This is a genomic window from Pseudogulbenkiania sp. AW2-16, assembly GCF_056824575.1.
Window position 1 is genome coordinate 4,078,340 of sequence record NZ_CP157668.1, and the last position, 22,992, is coordinate 4,101,331.

Consider the following 22,992-nt stretch of genomic DNA (forward strand, 5'->3'; position numbering starts at 1 on the left):
CGGCTACGCCTTTGCATTTTGAGTACCGCGGCGCCCTGCGAGCGCCTTTATCGCAGAGTGAATTGCTCAGCGATACGGAATCCTCATGTACCCCGTGTGCATTGCGGCTCCTGCATTCCGCGGCACTCAACCTGCCTTGGCTTGCTCGCCTACGGGGATAAGTTCTCATCGCCATGTGGCCAAGCTTGCCTCACGCTGCAAAGGTTGGCCGAAGCCTCGCCCGGTGCGACAATATCGCCTTGTCGCACTCATCGCCGCACCCCATGACCACCCCCACCAAAGCCATCCTGCTGATGGGCCCCACCGCCTCCGGCAAAACCGGATTGGCACTCGAACTGGCCCGCCACTTTCCGGTGGAAATCATCAGCGTCGACTCCGCGCTGGTCTACCGTGACATGGATATCGGTACCGCCAAGCCCAGCCGTGACGAGATGGCGCAGGTGCCCCATCACCTGATCGACATCATCAGCCCGCTGGAAGCGTATTCCGCAGCGCAGTTTCACGCTGATGCCAACCGCCTGATCGACGATATCGCTGCACGCGGCAAGGTGCCGCTCTTGGTCGGCGGCACGATGCTCTACTTCAAGGCGCTGATCGACGGCCTCTCCGACATGCCGCCCGCCGACGTCGCCACCCGCGCCCAACTCGACCTCGAGGCCGCCAAATACGGCTGGCCCGCACTGCACGCACAACTCGCCGAAGCCGACCCGATCACCGCCGCGCGCCTCGAACCGATGGACTCGCAGCGCATCCAGCGCGCGCTGGAAGTCTTCCGGCTTACCGGCAAACCCCTCTCGGCGTGGCACGCAGAAGGACGCAGCCAGGCCGCCCGCTTCCAGATGCTCAAACTGGCGCTGATCCCGCACGACCGCGCCTGGCTACACGAGCGAATCGCCTTGCGCTTCCGGCTGATGCTGGAACAGTTCTTCCTCGACGAAGTCGTGCGCCTGCGTCAACGCTATCCCGAGCTCACGCCCGACCTGCCCTCGATGCGCTGCGTCGGCTACCGCCAAGCCTGGGAGCACCTCGACGGCCAAGCCAGCTACGCCGATTTCCTCGACAAAGGCATCGCCGCCACCCGGCAACTGGCCAAGCGCCAGCTGACCTGGCTGCGCTCGATGCCCGACGTCACCGTCCTCGAACCCACCAGCCCGACTGTCACCACCACGGCGCTGAACGTTTGTCGCGATTTCCTGTCGGCGTCGACGCCACACGCCACTTAAAATCAAACAGAACAACGGCACATCAGCGCCTTAAACCGTACTCTTTCGACTATCATGATAAAGATTGGACGAGTCCGGAAAAATTATGAGAAAAGCTTGGGCGGGATTCACCCTGATTGAACTCTTGATTGCCATCGTCGTAGTGGCCATCCTGATGTCGCTCGCCGTCCCGGCCTATCAGGATTACGTGCGGCGCAGCCGCATCAACGCGGCACTGGCCCAGTTGTCGCAAACACGGGTGAGCCTGGAGCAGTACTACGCCGACAACCGCAGCTACGCCGCCTCCGGCACCACCTGCGGCGCCACTCCTTCTTCCGTCGACTATTTCACCCTGGCCTGTACCGCCAGCGGCAGCTCCGGCTATACCCTCGGCGCCACCGGCACCACGGTAATGGCCGGTTACGTTTACAGCCTGGATCAGAGCAACAGCAAGAGCACCACCCAGTACAAGGGCAGCACGGTTAGCAAGTCCTGCTGGCTGATCAAGGGGGACGAATGTTGAAGCGGATGCGCCAGCGCGGGTTCACCCTGATCGAAATGCTGATCTCGATCGTGCTGATGGCCGTCGTACTGGCTTTTGCCGTGCCCAGTTTTTCGACCTGGCTGATGAATCACCAAATCCGCAACGCAGCCGATACCGCCATGGCCAGCCTGCAACTGGCACGCGCCGAAGCCATCCGCACCAACACAGCCGTGCAGCTGAGCTTTGACTCGACCACCAAGAAAATCTGGCAGATCAAGCGCGTCGACACCGGTGCCGTGCTGCAGCAAAAGAATTTCGCCGAGGATGCCCCGAAGGTAACGATCACCCCGACACCCTCCACCGTCACCACCGTCACCTTCAATGGGCTCGGCCGGATCAGCGACTCCACACCGCTGACGCAACTGAACTTCGACGTCACCACTATCGCCGCGGCCGACAGCAAGGACATGCGCATCACCCTGCAGACGGGGGGCGCGCTGAAGCTGTGCGACCCCAACGTCACCAGTTCGACCGACCCGAGGAAGTGCTGACCATGGCCCGCCCGAGCATCTCACGGCAAAACCAGCAAGGCTCGACCCTGATCGAAGCCCTGATCGCCATGGCCATTTTCGCCATCAGCATCCTCGCCCTGATCGCCCTGCAAGGCTTCACCATCCGCGCCAACAGCGAGAACCAGTACCGCGGGCAGGCCACTTACCTCGCCAACAGCCTGATCGGGCAGATGTGGGCGGCCCGTGCCAGCGGCAGCTTTGCCACCAACTTCGCCTTCAATAGCGGCCATACCTGTGATGGCAGCAGCACCAGTTCCAGCCAGGCCGAGGTCAGCAACTGGCTGAGTTCGATCAGCTCGACCCTACCCAATGCCACTGCGGCTCGCCAATCCGTCACCATCGCCTCGACCCTTAGCGGTTCCGCCAATCAGGTCACCGTCACGATCTGCTGGCAAAACACATCCGACAGCGATGTGCGCCACTTCACCACCACCACGCTGATCCCCACCTCCTGAGGCGATCACCATGAATCAGCCGCATTTACGCTCCCCGCGCCGCCAGTCCGGCATCAGCCTGATCGAAATCATGATCGGGCTGACCATCGCGCTGATCACCACGCTGATGCTGTCGCAGATCATGGGGCTGTGGTGGAACCAGCGCAAAACCACGGACTCGGCCTCGGAGGGCCAGAACCAAGGTTTGACCTCGATGGTTTTGATGGAACAGGCAATCCGCAGCGCGGGCTACGGCACCCAGATCGGGGCCCTGATCAATTGCACCCATCGCTACGCTTATGTCGGCACCAACGGGGCCAGTGGCAGTGAAGACCCCAATTTCGCCGGCGCCGGGTTCGGCGTCTCGATCGCCCCCCTGATCATCGTCGACGGCGGCACCAATGGTGAAGCGGACCAGGTCGAAATCAGGGGAGGTAAAGGCAACCTCAGCTTTGGCCTGGCCACCCTCAGTAAAACCATGCCGCCTAGTTCGTCGGAACTCGACGTCAGCTCCGTGTCCGGTTTCGAAGTCAACACCTTCTCCGTTTTGTACGATCCCAGCACCGGCAATTGCACCCGCTTCGACCTGACCCAGAAACAGAATTCCGCACTAAAGCTGCAACAGAACCCGGGTAACAACGACAACGGCACCACCTACAACCCGGCCACAAACTATGAAAACTCCAACGGCTACCCTACCTACTCTGCCGGCAACTACATCATCAAACTGGGCTCCGACGTCATTACCAGCACTTACTCGGTAGATGAAACCAATCGCCAATTGAAGCTGGCCGATGCCTCGATGCGAACCTCCACCGTCAACTACACGCTGGGCGAGAACATCGTCAATATGCAGGCACAGTATGGGATCAAGAGCGGCAGCAGCTACACTTGGACCGATGCCACTGGCTCTTATGCCAAGTCAGCCCTCGCCGCCGATAGCGCCAGCCTGACCAAGATACTGACCCTGCAGGCGGTGAAGCTGGCCGTGGTATCCCGCGTCCCGAAACGCGAAAGCGGCATCGTCACCACCGCCTGTTCCGGCTTCTCCAACGGCATCTGCATCTGGAGCGGTACCAAGGTACGGCTGGACGGTGGCGCGGGCGGCACAGAATGGCAGCATTACAAATACCGCATCTACGAAAGCGTCATCCCGCTGAGGAACACGATATGGTCCGCCGGCTAGCCATGACGACATGCCCCCTGAAGAGCGCCCAGCATGGCGTCTCGCTGGTCATCACCCTGATCGCCATGATCGCCATCCTGCTCATCGGCGTGGCCATGGTACGGGTGGTGGATTTCTCCGGACTGATGACACGCAACCTCGCCTTCCGGGAAGGCGGCATCCACCTCACGGACGTCGGGCTGCAATACGGCTTATCGGCGCTCGGCAGCTTGAGCAGCACTACGCTGGATGGCTCCAATGCCGCCAGTTGCAGCACCAACTCGACCACCTTCAACAATTGCTACTATCCGGTTGACCTGGACACTAATAGCGACGGCGTACCGGACAACATAGATTGGTCCACGGTCAGCGCCATCAACGTCAGCAACAGTTCGGGCTACACCGTCAAATTCATCATTGAGCGGCTGTGCACCGGCACCCTGGGCACGGCCGTCACCGACAAGGCCGGCAAATGCCAATACGCCATCCCCTCCAGCGGCAGCACCAGCACGCTGGGCGGTAGCAAGAAGATTGGAAGCACCGTGTTTTCCGGGCTCAGTTCAAGCAACAGCATCTACTACCGCGTCACCAGCCGCGCCGAAGGTCCAGGCAGCAGCCTGAGCATTTCCCAGACCATCCTCACCCGATAGGAAACATGATCATGTCCACGGTAAGAAGGATTACCAGGCAATTCGTGCTGGCCGGCATCTTGATGGCGACACCTTGGCTGGCGCAGGCCGACGCGTCGACCACCCTGCCCGATACCCCCCTCGAGGTGTGCACCACCAGCGTCGACAGCTCGCAAGGGGGTCTGCGGCCGCGGTGACCAACTCCAATATTGTGCAGGGGGACAGCACACTGTTCGCCTCTTACTACGACGACACCGCCACCATGATGACGGGGGACCTCAAGGCCTTCACCATCGACCCCACCACGGGTTCGATCAGCAGCACCGCGCAATGGAGCGCACAGACGATCCTGACCGCCTTGAGCAACAGCAGCCTGAGCGGCAATAACAGCAGCAGGAAGTTCTACACCAACATCGGTGGCACGGCGACCGAAATTCAGGACACCAGCAGCTTTTGCTCTGCAACCAATCAAACCTATCTCGGTGCATCGAGCGAGTCGGACTGCGAAAACATCGTCAAATTGCTGAAAGGGGTCAACAGCACCACCGGCAACCCCAGCGTGACGCTCGGGACAACGTACCGTATTCCCGCTAAACGTCTAGGTACGATCGTCCATAGCGAGCCTGTCTACGTCTCCGGGCTGAGTATGGTCATTCAGGCCGCCAACGACGGCATGCTGCACGCCTTCACGCACAACAACGGCACCATCGGCGCCAACAACAGCAGCAACGGCAGCGAAGCCTGGACCTATATCCCGAAAGCATTCCTGAACTCCATCGGGCAAAGCGATGCCCCGAACAAGATCAAGGCCTACGTCACCAGCGGCTATACGCACAAGTACTGGCTCGATGCCACGCCCGCAATCGATAAATTCACCTCGACCACTACCGGCAATGGCAATCAAACCACCACAACCACAACTTACTATCTGTCGAGCGGCTTTGCCAAAGGCGCCAAAGGGGTGTACTCGCTGACGCTGGGCACGGCCAACCCGACCCCGCTTTGGACCTTCGACAACAGCAGTGGAGCGACGACAGTGGACAGCGATACCGGCTACCTTTATGGTCGCCCGATCATTACCCAAGCCATCATTGGCTCCACTGTCACCAAGGTGGCGATATTTGCCAGCGGCTTCAGTACATTCGATCTCAGCAGTCTCGCCTCGAACAGCTATTTGTATGTCGTCAACCTGACGACCGGCGCGCTCATCAAAAAATTCAGCGTGAGCGGCAAGGGGCTGAACTATATTGCCGGTTTTGCCGACAGCTATTCGACCTTGAACCAGGTTCAGTATGTTTATGGGGGCGACCTGGACGGCAACGTCTGGCGCTTCGACCTGACCTCGACCGACACCAATAGCTGGAACGTGCACAAACTCGCCAGCCTGGGCGCCCCGATCAGCAGCGAGCCCGAGCTGGGACAAATCACCATCGACGGCACGCCTAAGCGCTTCATCTACATCGGTACTGGGCGTTACCTGACACCATCCGATCTCACCACCGCCAGCGGCAGCATGTACGGCCTGATCGACCGCATCGATACTGTCACCAGTTACAACGACAGCAACGACGCCACTGTTCCCAACCAGCTGAGCACAGTGACCTTGGCCTCCAGTAACTACGACACCAGTGCCAGTACCACCGTCGGGGTCGCCAGCAACCTCTCCAGTTATGGCTGGGCCGCCAACCTGCCGACGGGACAACGCGTGATCAACTCCGCCGCTATTGCCAACGGCAAGGTGCTATTCACCGCCAACAAGCCGTCCAACCCCTGCGACACCAACAACAGCTCGCCCATGGAAAGCTGGCTGTACGTGATCGACTACCAGACAGGCCTGCAAACCGGCTATTTCAGCTTGGCCAGCGCCGCTACCAGTGCCGGACTCTCCGACACCCACTTCCTGGCCAGCCGTCCGACCGTGGTCAAGCTGTCGAGCGGCGATTACCGGGCGATGATCCGTACCACCGACGGCGATACACTGAACGTCGACGTCGGCACACTGCTGACGACCAGCGGCGGCACCGGCAGCGCGGTGAAGGGCGTGTTCTGGCGCGAAGTGATCACCCAGTAAGCCGTCTGCTCCAACAAAAAAACCCGGCTCATCGACCGGGTTTTTTTGTGCACACTCACTACTCTCAGCCGCGACTGGCGACGATCTTGATCTCGACTTTCCAGGCAGGATTGGCAAGTTTTGCCTCTACCGTGGCCCGTGCCGGTACGTGACCTTCGACCACCCAGGCATCCCAAGCCTCGTTCATGGCGTCGTAGTCGGACAGCGAAGCGAGGAAAATGGTGGCATCTACAATCTTGGTCTTGTCCGACCCCAGCTCGGCCAGCAGCGTGTCGATCTGACCCAGCACGTTGGCGGTCTGCTCGCGAGCGTCGGAGTCGGTGTTTTCCGGCACCTGGCCGGCCAGGAAAATCATGCCGTTGACGACGGCCGCCTCGGCCAGCCGCTTGCCCGGTTTGTGACGATAGATGGTCATGGCAATCCTTATAGTGGAATTCGCGCCCGGGCTCCGCTTGGAGCCCGACAATAAAAAACGGCGGGAGTGCGTCCCGCCGTCGTGCAGTGTATCAGAACCCGCGCTGACTCATGCCTGATCAGGCAACAGCCACCCTGCGCAGACGCTGGGCATAGCTCTTGAGCGCTTCGATGCCGCTGGCCTCGGCACGGGCGCACCACTCCTGCAGTTCTTTCAGCAGTTGCTCGCGCGTCAGGCTGGAGCGCTCCCACAAACGGGATAACTCCTGGCGCATGGTGTAGATGGTCTGCAGTACATGGCTCTTTTCCAGCAATTCCGCCAGCTGCTTGCGCTCTTCTTCCGGCGTATCCTTGGCTTCCTGCTTGAGCCAGGTCTTCATCTTGCCGGCCAGATTACCTTGGCCCAGCTTCTCGATCTCGCTGCGATAGACGTCTTTCAGTTCGCGCGCATAGCGGGCTGCCAAGGCATAGCGGTTGGCGACCACCGCCTGCAGATGTTCGATATCCAGGTGCGGACGCGACGGATCTTCGGCCAACCTGGGCGCGACCTTGCGAACCTTCGCCAGCCCCAGCATTTCCATGATGCGGATATACATCCAGCCGATGTCGAACTCGTACCATTTGTAGGAGAGCTTGGCCGAGGTACCGAAGGTGTGGTGATTGTTGTGCAACTCTTCGCCACCGATCAGGATGCCCCAGGGCAGGATATTGGTGGAGGCGTCTTCGTTCTCGAAGTTGCGATAGCCCCAGTAGTGGCCGATACCGTTGATGATCCCGGCCGCGGTCAGCGGAATCCAGATCATCTGCACCGCCCAGATGGTCAGCCCGATCGGGCCGAACAGCACGAGATCGATCGCCAGCATCAGGATGATGCCCTTGGCGCTGTGGCGAGTATAGACGTTGCGCTCGAGCCAGTCGTCCGGCGTGCCGTGACCGAACTTCTCCATGGTGCTGCGGTCTTTGCAGGCGACGCGGTAAAGTTCGGCGCCTTCCCAGAATACTTTGTTAATACCCAGCACTTGCGGGCTGTGCGGGTCTTCGGCGGTTTCGCAGCGGGCGTGGTGCTTGCGGTGCACCGAGGCCCACTCCTTGGTCACCATGCCGGTAGTCAGCCAGAGCCAGAAACGGAAGAAATGGCTTGGGACAGGATGCAGGTCCAGAGCGCGGTGAGCCTGATGGCGATGCAGGAAGATGGTCACCGAGGCGATGGTAATGTGCGTCAGCACCAGGGCGACGGCAACATATCCCCACCACGGCAAGTCAATCAAACCATTAATCCATTCCATTAAATCGCACACCTCATCAGGGATAAAGTCCCATTGTAATAAATAGTTACGCTCATGTCAGACTCTTTCTTCGCCGATGTGTTCCCCTAGCGCTCTGGTGTAACATATGATGTCTTTTTACACTTTCAGAAGCCGATGCTTGTGCCGCAAAAAAAACGTCTGATCATTGCAGGTGGGGTACTGGGTGGCCTGTTCGTCCTGTACGGAGGGGCCGCCTACTGGGCTGGTCTCAAGGCCGAGGATACGCTGGCCGAACAACACCGCATGCTGGCGGAGTTTCCTCTGTTCAAGGTGAAGTCCCACAGCTATGAACGAGGCTGGTTCTCGTCCACCGAGACCACCGAGCTCACTTTCAACCGCCGCCTGTCGGGGCCGTACGAGGCCATGCTGCCGGACAACCTGCGTCCCCTGCTCGGCTCGACCATCCGCTTTACCCATCACGTCAAGCACGGCCCGCTGCCGGGCATCGGCAGCTTCGACTTCCGCCCGGCACGCGCCCTGGTGTCGACCGAGTTCGCCATGAGCGACGCCACCCGCAAGACGCTGTCGCGGTTCTTTGGCGACAAGGAGCCCATCACCGTCACCAACCGCCTGGGCTTCGGCGGCGGCGGCCTGCTGGAGGTCAACATCCCTTCATTCGACTACGACGAAGCGCTGTCCGGGGTGAAGGTCAAGTGGAAGGGCTTCGACCTCAAGGTCGATTACGCCTCTGGCTACAAGGAATACAAGACCGAGGCTCTCTCGCCCGGGTTCCTGCTCGAAGCGTCGACCAAGGGCTCGTTGGCCTTCGACGGAGTCAAATACCTGTCCGACGTGCGTCCGGGCAGCAGCGGCATCAAGCTTGGCACCAGTGAGCTGACGGTAGGCAACGTCCAGCTCAACTGGAAGGAAAGCGTTCCGTACAACCTCAAGCTCAACGAACTGGTCTACGTGTTGACGCGCATTCGCGTCGGTGAGTTCATCAACCCGTCCGGCGAATTCCGCCCGTCCAACGTGGGGCTGAAAGACCTGCGTTACCAGATGGTGACCAGCGAGCAGGACGAGTTCGTCAATACGCGCGGCAAGTTCGACTTCGCCAGCTTCAATCTCAACGACAAGCACTACGGCCCGATGAAGCTGGATGTTTCGGCCAACCATCTGCATGGCCCGACCCTGCTCAAGCTCGATCAGGAGATTGGCAAGATTCCGTTCGAAGGGGTCGACCCGACCATCCTGCGCCAGCGTTACGTCAATGCCATCAAGACTTACGGCGTGCCGCTGCTGGAAAACAACCCGCGCCTGGTGGTCAACGAGTTCTCGCTACGCATGCCAAGCGGCGAAGCGCGGCTCAAGGGCAACCTGACGCTCACCGGCTTCCAGAAGACCGACCTGCAAAACCCGCTGACCTTCCTCAAACGCTTCGAGGCCGAGGCCAGCGTCAACCTGCCGCGCCAGACCCTGGAAGACCTGGTGGTGGCGCAGGCACGCAACCTGTTCACCGTCGACGCTTCGGCGGAGGACCAGCCGAACCTGAAGGAAGTGGACGACCTGGCGCGCAGCCTGCTCGACAGCCAGCTGGCGCAATGGACCGAGCAGGGCTATCTGAAGCAGCAGAACGGCCAGATTTCCACCGATCTGGAATACAAGCACGGGGTGATGACCATCAATCACAAGAAGGTCGATCTGCCGTGGGAGGAGAGCGACGCCCCGGACGCGACACCGGCCAGTACCAGCAGCGGCAGCTGATCGCCGCAAACCGACAAGGGGGCCTAGGCCCCCTTGTTCCATTACGGTCCTGCGACCGCTCAGTCTTCCATCTGGCTCTGCAGATAATTCGGCAGGCCGACTTTCTCGATCAGGCCCAACTGGGTTTCCAGCCAGTCGACGTGCTCTTCTTCGCTTTCCAGGATGTCTTCGAGCAGATCGCGGGTGACGTAATCACTGACGCTCTCGCAATGGGTGATGGCTTCGCGCAGCAGCGGCAGCGCCTCCAGTTCCAGCTTGAGGTCGAGTTCGAGCATTTCCTGCGGCTTTTCACCGATGTACAGCTTGCCCAGATCCTGCAGATTGGGCAGGCCCTCGAGGAACAGGATGCGCTCGATCAGCCGGTCGGCATGCTTCATCTCGTCGATGGATTCGTGATACTCGTGCTCGTTGAGCTTCTTGAGACCCCAGTTCTTGTACATGCGGGCATGCAGGAAGTACTGGTTGATGGCGGTAAGTTCGTTCTTGAGGATTTGATTGAGGAATTTTAGGACTTTTTTATCGCCTTGCATGACAAGCTCCTGTGCGCATATCTTGAAATTATTGCACACGGGTTTACCAGCGCAAGGCCGAGTGGTGTGACTTGCGGTGCAGTTTGCGCCGGAAGCAGCGCGGCTCAGGCGACTTCGCGAAAGGGGGAATGGGCTTCGGCGGTGAGCTCGGTCAACGTTTCTTTGATCAACTGGTGGGCGCAGCAGGCACAACGGCCGCAGTCGGTCGCAACGCCCAGTTGCTGGGCGACGTCTCGCAGGCGGGTTGCCCCGTCCATGACGGCGTCGCGAATCTGCGTGTCGGTCACACCATGACAAAGACAAACGTACATGTTTTCACCCAGCACATATAAATGTGAATTATTATCATTATGTGGATAAACAAGAACCATTGTCAACTGGAACCGACCACCCCATGAGAATCTGGAAACCGAATGTCACCGTGGCCGCCGTCATCGAGCGCGAAGGCCGCTTTCTGATGGTGGAAGAAGACACCCCCGAAGGACTGCGCCTGAACCAGCCGGCCGGTCATCTGGAACATGGCGAAACGCTGTTCGAGGCAGTACGCCGCGAAGTGCTGGAAGAAACGGCGTGGCATTTCGAGCCGGAAGCGCTGGTGGGCATCTACCTGGCCGACAAGCCGGGCAGCGATATCACCTACCTGCGCTTCACCTTCTGCGGCCGGGCCTTGCGCGAAGAGACGGAGCGCCGTCTGGACGATGGTATCGTCGCCGCCCCCTGGCTCACCGCGGCGGAAATCCGTGCCCGTACCCGCCAGCATCGCAGCCCGGCGGTGGCGCTGAGCCTGGAGGACTGGCTGGCCGGCCAGCGCCTGCCGCTGGCGGTGATCCAGCACCTCAACAACCGGGACAAGGCATGAAGTGGTGGCTCTGGCTTGGGCTGCTGACCGTCAGCAACGTCCATGCGGACGCCCTCCCCTCTGTTACCATTACGGCTGCAAACGTGATTCCCACTTCGAGGTCGGCGCCGATGACAAGCAGCGCTTGGCCCGTCTGCTGTCCGACGACGCCACGGCCGAGGCCGAGCGCGCCGCCGTCAAAGCCGCGGTGCGGGAGTTGTACTTGATGGCAGGGCGTAGCACCCCCATCTGGCAGGACAAGGGGGGCAACTTCCCGGACGGTACCGCCGATGGACGCATGGATTGCGTGGATCACAGCCGCAACGTCACCACCTTCCTGAATTATCTGCAGGAGCAGGGATGGCTGCGGTTTCACACCGTCGGCAAGCCGGTGTGGCGCGCGCCGCGCTTCCTCGACCTGCATTACACCGCCGTGCTGCACGACAGTGGCAGCGGTGAGGATTGGGCCGTGGACAGTTGGTTCAAGGATTTTGGGGCACCGCCGGAGGTGGTGCCCCTCGCCATTTGGAAAGAAGGATATTCCCCGTGACGGGTAAGAAACGCATTGTCGTCGGCATGTCCGGCGGCGTGGATTCGTCGGTCACTGCGTGGCTGCTGAAGCAGCAGGGCCACGAGGTGATCGGCGTGTTCATGCAGAACTGGGAAGACGACAACGACGACGAATACTGTTCGATCAAGCAGGATGCGCTGGACGCGATGAGCGTGGCCGACATCGTCGGCATCGACATGGAAGTGGTCAACTTCGCCAAGGAATACAAGGACCGCGTGTTCTCGTACTTCCTCAAGGAGTACTCGGCCGGCCGCACCCCCAACCCGGACGTGCTGTGCAATGCCGAAATCAAGTTCAAGGCCTTTCTCGACTACGCCATGGAACTGGGGGCGGATTGCATCGCCACCGGCCACTATGCGCGCAAGGAAGAACGCAACGGCAAGCACTACCTGCTGAAGGCGGTGGACCACACCAAGGACCAGAGCTACTTCCTGTACCGCCTCAACCAGGCGCAGCTTTCCAAGGCGATGTTCCCGCTGGGCGAGATCCGCAAGACCGAGGTGCGCCAGCTGGCCGAACAGGCCGGCCTACCGACGGCGGCCAAGAAGGATAGCACCGGCATCTGCTTCATCGGCGAGCGGCCGTTCCGCGAGTTCCTGCAGCGCTACCTGCCGACCCAGCCGGGCGACATGGTGACGCCGGAGGGCAAGACCGTGGGCCGGCACGAGGGGCTGATGTACTACACGCTGGGGCAACGCAAGGGGCTAAATATCGGCGGCGCCAAGGACGGCAGCGGCGAGCCGTGGTTTGTCGCCGGCAAGGACATTCCTGCCAATAAGCTGATCGTGGTGCAGGGGCACGACCATCCGCTGCTCTTGAAGAGCACGCTGGCGATGGGCGATCTGTCGTGGACGCTGGACGAGGCGCCGGCCGCCGGCGATTACGCCGCCAAGAACCGCTACCGCATGGCTGATGCAGCCTGTGCGCTGTCGCCGGTGGTGGACGGCGAGGCCACCCTCACCTTCCGCGACAAGCAGTGGGCGGTGACGCCGGGCCAGTCGGCGGTGCTGTATGACGGTGATATCTGTCTGGGCGGCGGCATCATCCGCTGAGAACCGGCTCATGATCTTGCTGTGCGTCCCTGATCGGGGCTTATGCGCACTGCGTGCGAATCTGTCGCTGAGAGATCGGAAATCCTCATGCACTCCAGTACATTCCGGTTTCTTTGCGGCTCTTCACCCCGCTGAGGGTCGTCGCTCGCGACAGATCCTGAAGCAGTTCTGAGCCCCACTCTCTCCGCTATCAACACGACGGCCGCTCACAGCGGCCGTTTGCTTTTCGTGGCTCAGGACATGGCCTGCGCGGGTGTTTTGCCCGGCACCGGGCCGAGATGTGGTTCGTCCGACATCGGATGGCGTGCCGCCAGCCAGTCGTGCAGCAGCTGCGCCGCCTCGGCGGTGCGCCGAGCCACGGGCAAGGCCAGCAGATAGCCGTTGCCGGTGAACACGGTCTGGGCGAACGGCGTGATGACCGTTCCGCGCTTCAACTCCTCTTCCACCAGCACCACATCCGCCAGCGACACGCCGAAGCCTTGCTGGGCGGCGTTCGTCGCCAGGTCCAGGGTGTCGAACACCCGGCCGCTGCCGGGATTGACGCCCTTGACCCCGACCGACTTCAACCACAACGACCAGTCGCGCCGATCGCGCGACGGGTGCAGCAGCGGGAAGCGCGCCAGCTCTTCCGGCTCGTGCAAAGGTTGGCCGAAGGACTCCAGCAGCGCCGGGGAGCAGACTGGCGTCAGCTGCTCGCGGAACAAGGGGGTCTGCCGCGGCTGGCGTGACGGCACCGGCCCGAACACGATGGCGAGATCGAACGCTTCCTTGGCGAAGTCGATGCCGTGCTCGTGAACGCTGGTGACCTCGACCTCGATCTCCGGATGATCCTTGCGGAACAGCATGATCTCGCGCAGCAGCCAGCGCGAGATGCACGATGGCGCCTTCAGGCGCAGGTGGTTGCGCGCCAGCCGCGCCGCTTCCACCCCCTTGCCCAGCGTCGCCAGCGCGCGCGTCACATAGGGCAGCAAGGCCTCGCCCTCGCTGGTCAGCACCAGCCGGCGCACCTGGCGATGGAACAGCGGGTAGCCCAGTTGCTGTTCGAGCTGAGCCACCTGCTTGCTCACCGCACCCTGGGTCAGACACAGCTCGTGCGCCGCCAGGGTGAAGCTCATGTGGCGGGCGGCGACCTCGAAAACCTGCAGGCCGTACAAGGGTAATGGGCGCTGTGTCATGGTCTCTTCATGCCCGAAAAAAACTCATGCATAACATGCCGACAATTCGTTTGTCGCACAAGCCCCGGCACCCGTTTAATGGGCACGAACGCCACCTGATGGCTCCGACACAACAAACGGGGGACAACATGACCGACTCCATCACGCCGCGCTCCAAGCTGCCGCACGTGGGCACCACCATCTTCACTGTGATCGGCCAGCTGGCCGCCAAACACCAGGCGATCAACCTGTCGCAAGGCGCACCCAACTTCCCCTGCTCGCCCGAGCTGATCGAGCACACCCACCGCGCCATGCTCGACGGCCACAACCAGTACTCGCCGATGGCCGGCCTGTTCGCGCTGCGCGAAGCGGTCGCCGGCAAGGTGGCGACGCTGTACGGCCGGCACTACGACCCGGAACGCGAAGTCACCATCACCGCCAGCGCCAGCGAGGGGCTGTTCGCCAGCATCACCGCGCTGGTCCACCCCGGCGACGAGGTGATCGTGTTCGAGCCCTGCTTCGACAGCTACGCGCCGATGATCGAGCTGCAGGGCGCCACCGTGGTGCCGATCAAGCTGGCGCCGCCGGCGTTCGCCATCCCCTGGGACGAGGTCGCCGCGCGCATCACCCCGCGCACCCGCATGATCCTGCTCAACAGCCCGCACAACCCGAGCGGGGCGGTGCTGGGCGACGAGGACATCGCCGCGCTCAAGCGCCTCACCGCCGGCACCGACATCGTGCTGCTGTCCGACGAGGTCTACGAGCACGTGGTATTCGACGGCGCGCTGCACCACAGCATGAGCCGCCACCCGGAGCTGGCCGAGCGCGCGGTGGTGGTGGCCTCGTTCGGCAAGACCTTCCACATCACCGGCTGGCGCGTCGGCTACTGCCCGGCACCGGCGGCCCTGATGGAGGAAATCCGCAAGGTGCACCAGTTCGCCATGTTCGCCGCCGACACGCCGATGCAGTACGGCCTGGCGCGCCTGATGCAGACCCCGTCGCATTACCTCGAGCTGGCGGATTTCTACCAGCAGAAGCGCGACTTGCTGGTCGACTGCCTGGCCGGCTCACGCCTGACACTGCTGCCGTCGGCCGGCAGTTTCTTCATGCTGGCGAGCTACGAGAACATCAGCGAGCAGTCCGACAGTGATTTCGTGCAGACGCTGATCCGCGAGCACCAGGTGGCGACCATTCCGGTGTCAGCGTTCTATAGCGACGGAACCGATCACCACCTGATCCGCCTGTCGTTCGCCAAGGACGAGGCCACGTTGCGAGCCGGGGCCGAGCGCCTCTGCCGCCTGTAGGAGCCCGATGATGTCCACTGCACAACAGCTCACCGCTGCTGCCATCCAGATGGTGTCCGGCGACGATCTTTCGGCCAACCTCGAACGCGCCCGCGCACTGGTTGGCGAAGCGGCCGCCGCCGGCGCCGACCTGGTGGTATTGCCGGAGTATTTCTACCTGATGCCGGAAGACGAGCGCGAACGAGTGGCGCTGGCCCGCCCGCTGGGCGACGGCCCGATTTACCGCTACCTGGCCCAGTTGGCCGAACGGCACCGGCTGTGGCTGGTCGGCGGCACGCTACCACTGGCGAGCCCGGAGCCGGGCAAGATGTTCAACTCCAGCCTGCTGTTCGGCCCGGACGGCCGCTGCCGGGCACACTACGACAAGATGCACCTGTTCGGCTTCGATAACGGCAGCGAGCGCTACGACGAAGCGGCCACCATGAGCGCCGGCGAGCAGGTCGCCAACGGCGACACGCCGTGGGGGCCGCTGCGGCTGTCGGTCTGCTACGATCTGCGCTTTCCCGAACTGTACCGCCAGCGCCCGGCGCCGACACTGATCAGCGCCCCGGCCGCCTTCACCCACACCACCGGCGAGGCGCACTGGGAGCTGCTGCTGCGCGCCCGCGCCGTCGACAACCTGGCCTTCGTCATCGGCGCCGGCCAGGGCGGTGTCCACCCTGGCGGCAAACGCACCTTCGGCCACAGCCTGATCGTGGACCCGTGGGGCACGGTGCTGGCCCGCCACGACGACGGGGAAGGCATCGCGCTCACCACCCTCGATCTGAATCGGCAGGCCGAGCTGCGCCGGCGCCTGCCGGCCTTGGAACACCGCCGTCTGGACTAACCCGGAATAGACACAACAAGACGGTCCGCATCCCCTCTACAAAGGAAGGAAACATCATGAAGAAGCTCATCACGCTGGCCCTGTTGTCGCTGACCGCCCCGCTGGCGGCGCACTCCGCCGAAACCCTGCGCATCGCCACCGACGCCACCTACCCGCCGTTCGAATACGTCGACGCCAACGGCAAGGTGTCCGGCTTCGAGGTGGATTTCGCCTACGCCGTGTGCAAGGAAATGAAGGTGCAGTGCGAGGTGGTCAACCAGCCGTGGGACGGTTTGATTCCCGGGCTGCAGGTGAAGAAATACGATGCCATCATGTCGTCGATGAACATCACCGACGAGCGGCGGAAGGCGGTGGATTTCAGCAAGGTCTACTACCTGATGCAGAACCGCTTCGTCACGGCCAAGGGCCACAAGGGCGAAATCCAGCCCGCCGCGCTCAGCGGCAAGACCATCGCGGTGCAGACCGGCACGCCGCAGGATCGCTTCGTCACCCAGCAGTTCGGCAAGTCCGCCACCATCAAGCGCTATGTCAACGCCCAGGACCCGATGATGGAGCTGACCTCGGGCCGGGCCGACTACACCTTCGGCAACACCGTGCAGTTGCAGAAAGGCTTCCTGGAAACCGCACCGGGCAAGGGTTTCGAATTCGTCGGCCCGGTGTTCGACGGACGTCAGGACAAGGTGCTGGGCGAAGGCGTGGCGGTGGCGCTACGCAAGCAGGACGGAGCGCTCAAGGCCCGCTTCAACACCGCCATCGACGCCGTCAAGAAGAAAGGCGTGTACCACGAGCTGCTGGTGAAACATAAGCTCGACGGCCTGTTGGCCGATTGAGCCAATCCCACACGCGGCCACCTGGCCTGGCGAGCAACAAAAAACCCGCTTGAGCGCGGGTTTTTTGTCGAGCTTCGGCCAACTTACTCGCTGGCAGTCGGGACATGGCCATTATGGCCGTTATGGCCATTAAGGATATTGTGACCATTATGGCCATTAATTGCATGACCGTTTTGACCATTGTGATTGTTGCGGCCAGTCAGCTTCAGCTTGCCGGTCAGCCAGGTGTGGTCGTAACTGACCACTTCGAAAGCATTGCCAAACGGATCGACGAACGCCAACGAGCAGAAGAAGTGGTGGTCGTACACCGAGTCGCGAGCGATGGTCTGCCCCTCGCGATTGGTGACACGCTCGCCAGCGAGCTGGTCGATCCACTCCATGAACTCCTGGCCGCTTACCACGAAAGCCACGGCACTGACTGCTGCGCTGAAATCGGCGTCCTCACACAGGGCCAATCGCACGCTAGCACTGGGGTTGGCTACCATGGTGACGCCATGCGGTTCCTCCTGCATATGGCGATAGCGGGGGTCTGGCGTCAGACCCAGCACGCGCTGATACCACTCGACCGCAGTGGGAGTGTCCGTGACACGGACATGAATATGGTCGATTTTTCCAAGATTTAACATGCAATCCTCACCATCGGGTCACTTTATGTGACTCAGCCTCCCTGAATCCCCTGTCTGAAGTATATCGGAAACCATCCCGTTGTCAGCCTATCGCCTGTGAAATCTTGTCGCGCTCCAGCAAGGAGGCCAGATAACGGCCGGTATGGCTCACCGGATTGCCCGCCACCTGCTCCGGCGTGCCGGTAGCGATGATCTGGCCGCCGCCGGCTCCGCCCTCCGGCCCGAGGTCGATCAACCAGTCCGCGGTTTTGATGACGTCGAGATTATGCTCGATCACCACCACGGTGTTGCCGTTGCCGCGCAGGCGGTGCAGCACCTTCAAGAGCAGGTCGATATCGTGGAAATGCAGGCCGGTGGTGGGCTCGTCGAGGATGTACAGGGTGCGGCCTGTGTCACGCTTGGAGAGTTCCAGCGCCAGCTTGACGCGCTGCGCCTCGCCGCCGGACAACGTGGTGGCCGACTGCCCCAGGCGGATGTAGCCCAAACCGACGTCCATCAGGGTCTGCAGCTTGCGCGCCACCGTCGGCACCGCGCCGAAGAACTCCAGCGCGTGCTCCACCGTCATGTCCAGCACTTCGTGGATGGTCTGGCCCTTGTACTTCACCTCCAGCGTCTCGCGGTTGTAGCGCTTGCCGTGGCAGACGTCGCACGGCACGTAGATGTCCGGCAGGAAGTGCATCTCGACCTTGATCACGCCGTCGCCCTGACAGGCCTCGCAGCGCCCGCCCTTGACGTTGAAGCTGAAGCGTCCCGGGCCGTAGCCGCGCTCGCGCGCCAGCGGCACGCCGGAGAACAGCTCGCGGATCGGGGTGAACAGCCCGGTGTAGGTGGCCGGGTTGGAGCGCGGCGTGCGCCCGATCGGCCCCTGGTCGACGCTGATCACCTTGTCCAGGTGGTTGAGACCGGTGATCTCGCGGTATGGCGACGGCTCCTCGCTGGCACCGTTGAGCTCGCGCGCCGCGATCTTGTACAGGGTATCGTTGATCAGCGTGGACTTGCCCGAGCCGGACACGCCGGTGATGCACACCAGCATGCCCAGCGGCAGTTCCAGCGTGGTGTCCTTGAGGTTGTTGCCGCTGGCGCCGGAGAGCACCAGCAGGCGCTCGGGGTCGACCGGACGGCGTTCGCTGTCCACCTCGATGCGGCGGCGGCCGGACAGAAAGGCGCCGGTGACCGAGCGTTCGCTGTCTTCGATCTGGCTCGGGGTGCCGGCGATCAGCACCTCGCCGCCATGCTCGCCGGCACCCGGCCCCATGTCGACCACGTAATCGGCGGCACGGATGGCATCCTCGTCGTGCTCCACCACGATCACGCTGTTGCCCAGGTCGCGCAGCCGCACCAGCGTCGCCAGCAGGCGGTCGTTGTCACGCTGGTGCAGGCCGATACTGGGCTCGTCCAGCACGTACATCACGCCGGTCAGGCCGGAGCCGATCTGACTCGCCAGACGGATGCGCTGGGCCTCGCCGCCGGACAGGGTGTCGGCCGAGCGCGCCAGGCACAGGTAATCGAGGCCGACGTTGTTGAGGAAGGACACGCGGTCGCGGATCTCCTTGATGATCTTCTCCGCTACCGCCTGTTTCTGGCCGCTGAATTCCACCTGTTCGAAGAAGCGCGCGGCGTCCTTCAATGCCATCTGGTTGATGCCGTACAGGGTCTGCCCCGCCACGTAGACGTAGCGCGCCTCGCGGCGCAGGCGCGAGCCTTCGCAGTGCGGGCAGGGCTGGTTATTCTGATACTTGGACAGTTCCTCGCGCACCGCCACCGAGTCGGTTTCGCGGTAGCGCCGCTCGAGGTTGGGGATGATGCCCTCGAACGGATGACTGCGGGTGAACTTGGCGCCGCGTTCGGACAGATAGGTGAACTCGATGTTGTCGCGTCCGGAACCGTGCAGCATGACGTGGCGCACCCGCTCCGGCAGGATTTCGAACGGCAGCTCGAGATCGAAGCCGAAGTGTTCCGCCAGCGCCTGCAGCATCTGGTAATAGAATTGGTTGCGCTTGTCCCAGCCCTTGATGGCCCCGGCAGCAAGGCTCAGTTCCGGATGCGCCACCACGCGCTTGGGATCAAAGAAGGTGATCTCGCCCAGGCCGTCGCACTTGGGGCAGGCGCCCATCGGGTTGTTGAACGAGAACAGCCGCGGCTCCAGCTCGGGCAGGCTGTAGCTGCACACCGGGCAGGCGAACTTGGCGGAGAACCAATGCTCCTTGCCGGAATCCATCTCCACCGCGATAGCACGGCCTTCGGCGTGGCGCAGCGCGGTTTCAAAGCTTTCGGCCAACCTTTGCTGCAGATCGGCGCGCACCTTGAGGCGGTCGATCACCACCTCGATGGTGTGTTTCTTGTTCTTGTCGAGCTTGGGCACGGCGTCGAGTTCCGCCACCTCGCCGTCGACGCGCACGCGCACGAAACCCTGCGCGCGCAGCTCCTCGAACAGGTCGGCGTTCTCGCCCTTGCGCGCCATCACCACCGGCGCCAGGATCATCACCCGCGTCTCTTCCGGCAGCGCCAGCACGTGGTCGACCATTTGCGACACGGTCTGCGAGGCCAGCGGCACGCCGTGCTCCGGGCAGTGCGGCTCGCCGACGCGGGCGAACAAGAGGCGCAGGTAATCGTGGATTTCGGTGACGGTGCCGACCGTCGAGCGCGGGTTGTGGCTGGTGGCCTTCTGCTCGATGGAAATGGCCGGCGACAGGCCCTCGATCAGATCGACGTCCGGTTTCTCCATCAGTTGCAGGAACTGGCGCGCATACGCCGACAGCGACTCCACGTAGCGCCGCTGCCCTTCCGCGTACAGGGTATCGAAGGCCAGCGAGGACTTGCCGGAGCCGGACAGGCCGGTGATCACCACCAACTGATGGCGCGGCAGGTCAAGATTGATGTTTTTCAGGTTGTGGGTACGTGCGCCACGGATGCGGATGGAGTCCATGCCTCACTCACGATCAGTCGGGGAACCTGTTAATATACCCGACTTGGCGTACCACGCTCCACCCGCATCGCAGCCCGGATCATGACGGGGCGGGAGTCCGCCTCCGTTTTCACCTCTAGCCGACACATAACAACACTGATGAATCCGCTTGAACTTCGTGCCAGCCTCGGTCTGGCCGGCGTGTACGCCCTGCGCATGCTGGGCATGTTCCTGATCCTGCCGGTGTTCGCACTCTACGCCCAGACGCTGCCGGGCGCCCACAGCCATACCGCCATCGGTATCGCCCTCGGCGCCTACGGCCTGACTCAGGCCTTCCTGCAACTTCCGCTGGGCATGCTGTCCGACCGCATCGGCCGCAAGAAGGTCATCTACGGCGGCCTGCTGGTCTTCGCCGCCGGCAGCTTCATCGCGGCCTGGGCACCGAACATCACCTGGCTCACGATCGGCCGCGTGGTGCAGGGTGCCGGAGCCATCTCGGCCGCCGTCACCGCGCTGCTGGCCGACCTCACGCGCGAGGAAAACCGCACCAAGGCGATGGCGATGATCGGCATGAGCATCGGCACCACCTTCGCGGCCAGCCTCGTGCTCGGCCCGCTCATGGCTCACTACATGGGCGTCGACGGCATCTTCACGCTGACCGGCGTGCTGACGCTGGCCGCGCTGGTCGGGGTGAAATACCTGATTCCCGATCCGGCCGTGTCGCGCTTCCATTCCGATGCAGAAACCAACACCCAACGCCTGCCGGCCGTGCTTAAGCACCCGCAGTTGCTGCGCCTGAACTTCGGCATCTTCGCGCTGCATGCGGCGCAGATGTCGATGTTCGTCGTGCTTCCCTTTACCCTGATCAAGCACGGCCTCGACAAAGCCCACCACTGGCAGGTGTATCTGCCGGTGGTGATCGTCGGCTTCCTCCTGATGGTGCCGGCGATCATCTACGGCGAGAAAAAGGGCAAGCTGAAGACGGTCTTCGTCGGTGCGGTGACGCTGATGACCGCTGCACAGCTCGGCATGGCGCTGGCGCTCGATTCGTTCTGGATGATCGTGCTGTGGCTGACGCTCTACTTCATCGCCTTCAATATTCTGGAGGCGAGCCTGCCGTCGCTGATTTCCAAGATCGCGCCTGCCGACTCCAAGGGCACGGCCATGGGTGTGTATAATACCGCCCAATCGTTCGGCCTCTTCATCGGTGCCGCTGCCGGCGGCTGGCTGTACAGCCACTACGGCACGGGCGGTGCGTTCGGCTTCGCCGCCGCGCTGATGCTGGCCTGGCTCACGCTGGCCATCACCATGCAGCCGCCGCAAGCCGTGAAATCGGTCATGTTCCACATCGGCGAAAACTGGCAGGGCAACGCCACCCAGCTGTCGCAGCGGCTAGCGGCACAGCGCGGCGTCAAGGAAGCGGTGGTGGTCGTCGACGAGCGCGTCGCCTACCTCAAGGTATCGCAGCAGGACTGGGACGAGGCCGCTGTCCAGCAATTGATTTTGGAAACCAACTGATGGGGCGGACTGGCCCGGCACACCGAGGCAAACACCATCGGTCCAACGCCGGCGCTCAGCGCCATCCATTGCATTGAATCGGAGAATGACATGAACAGCATCACTTTCGACGGCCGCCTGGCGGCAGACGCCGAACTGCGTTACACCCCCAGCGGCGAACCGGTGCTGAGCTTCCGCGTGGCCAGCGACATCGGCTTTGGCGAACGCCGCACCACCAACTGGTTCAGCTGCCAGGTGTGGGGCAAGCGTGGCGAATCGCTGAAAAACTACCTGAGCAAGGGTCAGCAGGTGACCGTTTACGGCCAGCTCACCCTGCGCGAATGGGAAGACCGCGACGGCAACAAGAAGCTGTCGCCGGACGTGCGCGTGAACGAACTCAGCCTTCAAGGCGGCAAGCGCGACGCCGCCATGGACGACGACAGCGGCTACGGCGCCCCGGCGCCGCGCCAGAGCGCCCCGTCCGCTCCGCCGGCCGCACCGCGCCGCATGGAGCCGAAACCGGCCAGCAAGGCCGATGATTTCATGGACGACGACATCCCATTCTAAAACCTACTTCGTTGCTTTTTTGTTGATTGAAGGCTCACGTTCCTAGAGGACGCGGGCCTTTTTTATTACTTTTCATTACCCACACCTCGCTTTTGCAGTCTAGTAGCAAGGTTACTCAACTACTACTAGGCAGAATGGTGGGTAAATGACAAGTTTCGTCGCGAAGCGAATCTAGCTCCAGAGTGAAGAGCGTTGGTCTACCCCAAGTGTGGGAAGCGCCAGAATCTGACGGCCGGAACTGACACAATTCCCGGCAACGGTACCTGCTCAGAAGCAGTCGCTCTTGACCGGCTTCTGGCCGACTGCCGCC

The 22,992-nt window shown here is 62.2% G+C and carries 24 protein-coding genes; 17 read left to right on the top strand and 7 right to left on the bottom strand.

The window, feature by feature from the left end; all coding sequences use genetic code 11:
* Positions 1 to 263: 263 nt before the first annotated feature.
* From miaA to ABKF58_RS19655, 8 genes are all read left to right on the top strand, one after another.
* Positions 264 to 1,223, top strand: coding sequence for a tRNA (adenosine(37)-N6)-dimethylallyltransferase MiaA (gene miaA / locus ABKF58_RS19620; protein ID WP_482582878.1), 960 nt, complete (start codon positions 264 to 266; stop codon positions 1,221 to 1,223).
* 85 nt (positions 1,224 to 1,308) lie between these two features.
* On the top strand, positions 1,309 to 1,725 hold the full coding sequence (locus ABKF58_RS19625; protein ID WP_482582879.1) for a type IV pilin protein: 417 nt from the start codon (positions 1,309 to 1,311) through the stop codon (positions 1,723 to 1,725).
* The gene (locus tag ABKF58_RS19630; protein ID WP_482582880.1) at positions 1,719 to 2,237 is read left to right on the top strand and encodes a GspH/FimT family pseudopilin; all 519 of its coding nucleotides are present in this window, start codon (positions 1,719 to 1,721) and stop codon (positions 2,235 to 2,237) included. The genes ABKF58_RS19625 and ABKF58_RS19630 overlap by 7 nt, the downstream gene beginning before the upstream one ends.
* 2 nt (positions 2,238 to 2,239) lie before the next feature.
* Entirely contained in the window at positions 2,240 to 2,713 is a 474-nt protein-coding gene (gene pilV, locus ABKF58_RS19635; RefSeq protein ID WP_294867744.1) for a type IV pilus modification protein PilV, read from the top strand.
* A 10-nt stretch (positions 2,714 to 2,723) separates the two neighbouring features.
* On the top strand, positions 2,724 to 3,878 hold the full coding sequence (locus tag ABKF58_RS19640; protein WP_482582881.1) for a PilW family protein: 1,155 nt from the start codon (positions 2,724 to 2,726) through the stop codon (positions 3,876 to 3,878).
* A 2-nt stretch (positions 3,879 to 3,880) separates the two neighbouring features.
* Positions 3,881 to 4,507, top strand: coding sequence for a pilus assembly PilX family protein (locus tag ABKF58_RS19645; RefSeq protein ID WP_482582882.1), 627 nt, complete (start codon positions 3,881 to 3,883; stop codon positions 4,505 to 4,507).
* Between the two features lie 11 nt (positions 4,508 to 4,518).
* Entirely contained in the window at positions 4,519 to 4,683 is a 165-nt protein-coding gene (locus ABKF58_RS19650; protein ID WP_482582883.1) for a hypothetical protein, read from the top strand.
* Positions 4,680 to 6,557, top strand: coding sequence for a pilus assembly protein (locus ABKF58_RS19655; protein WP_482582884.1), 1,878 nt, complete (start codon positions 4,680 to 4,682; stop codon positions 6,555 to 6,557). The genes ABKF58_RS19650 and ABKF58_RS19655 overlap by 4 nt, the downstream gene beginning before the upstream one ends.
* 64 nt (positions 6,558 to 6,621) lie before the next feature.
* On the opposite strand, the gene ABKF58_RS19660 is transcribed toward ABKF58_RS19655, so the two are convergent.
* Positions 6,622 to 6,972 (bottom strand): RidA family protein, encoded by a 351-nt coding sequence (locus ABKF58_RS19660; protein WP_482582885.1) that lies wholly within the window; start codon positions 6,970 to 6,972, stop codon positions 6,622 to 6,624.
* A 118-nt stretch (positions 6,973 to 7,090) separates the two neighbouring features.
* Positions 7,091 to 8,257, bottom strand: a complete 1,167-nt coding sequence (locus ABKF58_RS19665) for a DesA family fatty acid desaturase (protein ID WP_482582886.1) — start codon at positions 8,255 to 8,257, stop codon at positions 7,091 to 7,093.
* 135 nt (positions 8,258 to 8,392) lie between these two features.
* Between ABKF58_RS19665 and ABKF58_RS19670 the strand changes: the two genes are divergently transcribed.
* Positions 8,393 to 9,982 carry a YdgA family protein gene (locus tag ABKF58_RS19670; RefSeq protein ID WP_482582887.1) on the top strand — a complete coding sequence of 530 codons (1,590 nt, stop codon included), beginning with the start codon at positions 8,393 to 8,395 and terminating at the stop codon, positions 9,980 to 9,982.
* A gap of 59 nt (positions 9,983 to 10,041) precedes the next feature.
* Here ABKF58_RS19670 and bfr read toward each other — a convergent pair whose 3' ends face one another.
* Both bfr and ABKF58_RS19680 read right to left on the bottom strand, forming a co-directional pair.
* Positions 10,042 to 10,512: a bacterioferritin gene (gene bfr, locus ABKF58_RS19675; RefSeq protein ID WP_008955155.1), complete on the bottom strand. Its 471-nt coding sequence runs from the start codon at positions 10,510 to 10,512 to the stop codon at positions 10,042 to 10,044.
* A gap of 104 nt (positions 10,513 to 10,616) precedes the next feature.
* Positions 10,617 to 10,883, bottom strand: a complete 267-nt coding sequence (locus ABKF58_RS19680; protein WP_008955156.1) for a bacterioferritin-associated ferredoxin — start codon at positions 10,881 to 10,883, stop codon at positions 10,617 to 10,619.
* Between the two features lie 23 nt (positions 10,884 to 10,906).
* Between ABKF58_RS19680 and ABKF58_RS19685 the strand changes: the two genes are divergently transcribed.
* From ABKF58_RS19685 to mnmA, 3 genes are all read left to right on the top strand, one after another.
* Complete coding sequence (locus ABKF58_RS19685) at positions 10,907 to 11,371, top strand: NUDIX hydrolase (protein WP_482582888.1); 465 nt, start codon at positions 10,907 to 10,909, stop codon at positions 11,369 to 11,371.
* Positions 11,372 to 11,495: 124 nt separating this feature from the next.
* Positions 11,496 to 11,900, top strand: coding sequence for a hypothetical protein (locus ABKF58_RS19690; RefSeq protein WP_482582889.1), 405 nt, complete (start codon positions 11,496 to 11,498; stop codon positions 11,898 to 11,900).
* Between the two features lie 26 nt (positions 11,901 to 11,926).
* Entirely contained in the window at positions 11,927 to 12,973 is a 1,047-nt protein-coding gene (mnmA, locus tag ABKF58_RS19695; protein ID WP_482584407.1) for a tRNA 2-thiouridine(34) synthase MnmA, read from the top strand.
* 233 nt (positions 12,974 to 13,206) lie between these two features.
* Here the strand turns inward: mnmA and ABKF58_RS19700 are convergent, their stop codons facing one another.
* Entirely contained in the window at positions 13,207 to 14,148 is a 942-nt protein-coding gene (locus ABKF58_RS19700; protein ID WP_482582890.1) for a LysR substrate-binding domain-containing protein, read from the bottom strand.
* 128 nt (positions 14,149 to 14,276) lie between these two features.
* Here ABKF58_RS19700 and ABKF58_RS19705 point away from each other — a divergent pair, with 128 nt between their 5' ends.
* From ABKF58_RS19705 to ABKF58_RS19715, 3 genes are read left to right on the top strand one after another with little or no spacing between them, the layout of a single operon-like run.
* Positions 14,277 to 15,431 (top strand): methionine aminotransferase, encoded by a 1,155-nt coding sequence (locus ABKF58_RS19705; protein ID WP_482582891.1) that lies wholly within the window; start codon positions 14,277 to 14,279, stop codon positions 15,429 to 15,431.
* A 10-nt stretch (positions 15,432 to 15,441) separates the two neighbouring features.
* Positions 15,442 to 16,257 carry a carbon-nitrogen hydrolase family protein gene (locus ABKF58_RS19710; protein ID WP_482584408.1) on the top strand — a complete coding sequence of 272 codons (816 nt, stop codon included), beginning with the start codon at positions 15,442 to 15,444 and terminating at the stop codon, positions 16,255 to 16,257.
* Between the two features lie 56 nt (positions 16,258 to 16,313).
* On the top strand, positions 16,314 to 17,087 hold the full coding sequence (locus tag ABKF58_RS19715) for a transporter substrate-binding domain-containing protein (protein WP_482582892.1): 774 nt from the start codon (positions 16,314 to 16,316) through the stop codon (positions 17,085 to 17,087).
* Between the two features lie 83 nt (positions 17,088 to 17,170).
* Here the strand turns inward: ABKF58_RS19715 and ABKF58_RS19720 are convergent, their stop codons facing one another.
* Positions 17,171 to 17,713, bottom strand: a complete 543-nt coding sequence (locus ABKF58_RS19720; protein ID WP_014086509.1) for a VOC family protein — start codon at positions 17,711 to 17,713, stop codon at positions 17,171 to 17,173.
* Positions 17,714 to 17,795: 82 nt separating this feature from the next.
* The gene (gene uvrA / locus ABKF58_RS19725) at positions 17,796 to 20,639 is read right to left on the bottom strand and encodes an excinuclease ABC subunit UvrA (RefSeq protein ID WP_482582893.1); all 2,844 of its coding nucleotides are present in this window, start codon (positions 20,637 to 20,639) and stop codon (positions 17,796 to 17,798) included.
* Between the two features lie 138 nt (positions 20,640 to 20,777).
* Here uvrA and ABKF58_RS19730 point away from each other — a divergent pair, with 138 nt between their 5' ends.
* The gene (locus tag ABKF58_RS19730) at positions 20,778 to 22,136 is read left to right on the top strand and encodes an MFS transporter (protein WP_482582894.1); all 1,359 of its coding nucleotides are present in this window, start codon (positions 20,778 to 20,780) and stop codon (positions 22,134 to 22,136) included.
* 90 nt (positions 22,137 to 22,226) lie between these two features.
* The gene (locus ABKF58_RS19735; RefSeq protein ID WP_008955167.1) at positions 22,227 to 22,682 is read left to right on the top strand and encodes a single-stranded DNA-binding protein; all 456 of its coding nucleotides are present in this window, start codon (positions 22,227 to 22,229) and stop codon (positions 22,680 to 22,682) included.
* Positions 22,683 to 22,992: the final 310 nt, after the last annotated feature.

Excerpts from the sequence above, each read along its gene's own strand:
- miaA (WP_482582878.1), top strand. The coding sequence starts at position 264 with ATGACCACCCCCACCAAAGCCATCCTGCTGATGGGCCCCACCGCCTCC.
- ABKF58_RS19625 (WP_482582879.1), top strand. The coding sequence starts at position 1,309 with ATGAGAAAAGCTTGGGCGGGATTCACCCTGATTGAACTCTTGATTGCC.
- ABKF58_RS19630 (WP_482582880.1), top strand. The coding sequence starts at position 1,719 with ATGTTGAAGCGGATGCGCCAGCGCGGGTTCACCCTGATCGAAATGCTG.
- pilV (WP_294867744.1), top strand. The coding sequence starts at position 2,240 with ATGGCCCGCCCGAGCATCTCACGGCAAAACCAGCAAGGCTCGACCCTG.
- ABKF58_RS19640 (WP_482582881.1), top strand. The coding sequence starts at position 2,724 with ATGAATCAGCCGCATTTACGCTCCCCGCGCCGCCAGTCCGGCATCAGC.
- ABKF58_RS19645 (WP_482582882.1), top strand. The coding sequence starts at position 3,881 with ATGACGACATGCCCCCTGAAGAGCGCCCAGCATGGCGTCTCGCTGGTC.
- ABKF58_RS19650 (WP_482582883.1), top strand. The coding sequence starts at position 4,519 with ATGTCCACGGTAAGAAGGATTACCAGGCAATTCGTGCTGGCCGGCATC.
- ABKF58_RS19660 (WP_482582885.1), bottom strand. The coding sequence starts at position 6,972 with ATGACCATCTATCGTCACAAACCGGGCAAGCGGCTGGCCGAGGCGGCC.
- ABKF58_RS19665 (WP_482582886.1), bottom strand. The coding sequence starts at position 8,257 with ATGGAATGGATTAATGGTTTGATTGACTTGCCGTGGTGGGGATATGTT.
- ABKF58_RS19670 (WP_482582887.1), top strand. The coding sequence starts at position 8,393 with ATGCTTGTGCCGCAAAAAAAACGTCTGATCATTGCAGGTGGGGTACTG.
- bfr (WP_008955155.1), bottom strand. The coding sequence starts at position 10,512 with ATGCAAGGCGATAAAAAAGTCCTAAAATTCCTCAATCAAATCCTCAAG.
- ABKF58_RS19680 (WP_008955156.1), bottom strand. The coding sequence starts at position 10,883 with ATGGTTCTTGTTTATCCACATAATGATAATAATTCACATTTATATGTG.
- ABKF58_RS19685 (WP_482582888.1), top strand. The coding sequence starts at position 10,907 with ATGAGAATCTGGAAACCGAATGTCACCGTGGCCGCCGTCATCGAGCGC.
- mnmA (WP_482584407.1), top strand. The coding sequence starts at position 11,927 with ATGTCCGGCGGCGTGGATTCGTCGGTCACTGCGTGGCTGCTGAAGCAG.
- ABKF58_RS19700 (WP_482582890.1), bottom strand. The coding sequence starts at position 14,148 with ATGACACAGCGCCCATTACCCTTGTACGGCCTGCAGGTTTTCGAGGTC.
- ABKF58_RS19705 (WP_482582891.1), top strand. The coding sequence starts at position 14,277 with ATGACCGACTCCATCACGCCGCGCTCCAAGCTGCCGCACGTGGGCACC.
- ABKF58_RS19710 (WP_482584408.1), top strand. The coding sequence starts at position 15,442 with ATGTCCACTGCACAACAGCTCACCGCTGCTGCCATCCAGATGGTGTCC.
- ABKF58_RS19715 (WP_482582892.1), top strand. The coding sequence starts at position 16,314 with ATGAAGAAGCTCATCACGCTGGCCCTGTTGTCGCTGACCGCCCCGCTG.
- ABKF58_RS19720 (WP_014086509.1), bottom strand. The coding sequence starts at position 17,713 with ATGTTAAATCTTGGAAAAATCGACCATATTCATGTCCGTGTCACGGAC.
- uvrA (WP_482582893.1), bottom strand. The coding sequence starts at position 20,639 with ATGGACTCCATCCGCATCCGTGGCGCACGTACCCACAACCTGAAAAAC.
- ABKF58_RS19730 (WP_482582894.1), top strand. The coding sequence starts at position 20,778 with ATGAATCCGCTTGAACTTCGTGCCAGCCTCGGTCTGGCCGGCGTGTAC.
- ABKF58_RS19735 (WP_008955167.1), top strand. The coding sequence starts at position 22,227 with ATGAACAGCATCACTTTCGACGGCCGCCTGGCGGCAGACGCCGAACTG.